This is a genomic window from Dolichospermum sp. UHCC 0259 (assembly GCF_009711935.1).
GTDB lineage: Bacteria > Cyanobacteriota > Cyanobacteriia > Cyanobacteriales > Nostocaceae > Dolichospermum.
In genome coordinates this window covers 1-1,435 of record NZ_VIKX01000321.1, presented here as the reverse complement: position 1 = coordinate 1,435, position 1,435 = coordinate 1, and the positions used below count along the sequence as shown (strand labels likewise).

The following is a 1,435-nucleotide window of genomic DNA, read 5'->3' as shown; positions in this document are numbered from 1 at the left end:
GGTGTTGCCTAAAAGGTTGTACACAAACTCGGTATTTGTTGTGCCGAATAATCGCTCAATGACTGAACCAAAACGCGGTTTGCCACCAGGTCTGGTTTTCTTGATGCAGTGGTAGCGTGCTAGTAGGGTGTCAAAGTAGATACTATGAAATTCTTTACCTCCATCTACGACTACGGTTTGGGGAAAACGACCAAAACGCTGGATGCAAGACCTGTAACTGGGTGGGTCAAAGGTGAGATAAACGGACATTATCCGTCGGGAATAGGCATCAATTAGTAATGTCAGCCAAGGTCTTCCTAAGTTCCGTCCTGTGGCTTGTGAGCGTAGTTCGATGTCAAGTTGGGTGTGGTCAATGTGGACGATGGCAAAGGGTCTGTCTCCGTGTTGGGGTGTGGTTTTGGTTAGTTCTAAGATTGTTGGTTCTGTTGAATATGCGGCTTTTGCTCCCTGACGTTTTTTGGTTTGTTCGTGGATTGGTCGCTGTTTAAGGCGGTGATAAAAGGTGCGAGAACTCAGGGGTTGTATATTTAATTCGTTGCAAGCTCTGACATATAATCTATAGACTGAAGCGGCGGGAGCTTGTCTTGGTGTCTCGAAGTGTTCGGTAATAAATTTATCTAGTAATTCGCTTGATTGGTTTGGTGCTTTGGGGTGACGATTTCCTCGATTTTTTGCCTGTGGTAGTAAACCAACATAACCGCAACCATACCGAGCTTCGGCTTCTCGAAACTGTTTTACCCATCGTTTCAGGGTGCTTGGAGCTATGTCTTTGTAGATATCTGTGTGGCGCTGGATATAGGCTTGTACTAGATGAAATCGCTGATTGGCAAGGCTCAGGTCGGTTGGGGAGGCGGCATCCATGAGTGCCTGGACTGCATCATTGATGGGTGCTTGTTTTTCTGAGTTCTGGATTTTGATGTTGCCGCTTTCCAATAGTTGCCGGAAATATGCTGTTGGTAGTTGGATGGGTTGTCCAATTTCGGGTAGGAGTGTGGTGCTGGTTTCACCAATATTTACTAATGTCCAGGGATTGGAGTCCCAGAGCAGGACTGTGTTTGGTAGGAGTGCTGTGGGTGGGGGTATTGGTTGATGATGCTGTGAAGTTATGGCTAGATGTGTGTAAGCCTGATGGGTTTGTTGGTCTAGATATAGCTGTACTCGCCAGTGTTCTACTAGGGGTACTGCATACAGGTCTACGTAGAGTTGCTCTGTGGCTATTATGGCGTAGATGTCGTTGGCTCTGACTCCGGGTATTGAGGCCAGTGTGGCGGTTATGGTGATTCCGGGTTGGGCTTGAACTGCGGTAAGTATTTGTTCTGTGATGGTGTGAGGGATGTTGGTGTTGAATCTCAGGTAGTCTTCTAGGAAGATGAGGTTTTGGGTGAAGATGGGATGCAGTTCGCTATCGGTGCGGATGTGGTATTTGAGTCCATAG

Annotated in this window: 1 pseudogene; it reads right to left on the bottom strand. The window is 47.0% G+C overall.

Annotated features, from left to right (window positions below):
• Positions 1–1,435 (bottom strand): annotated as a pseudogene (locus FJR05_RS25335) (integrase); the annotation flags it as partial.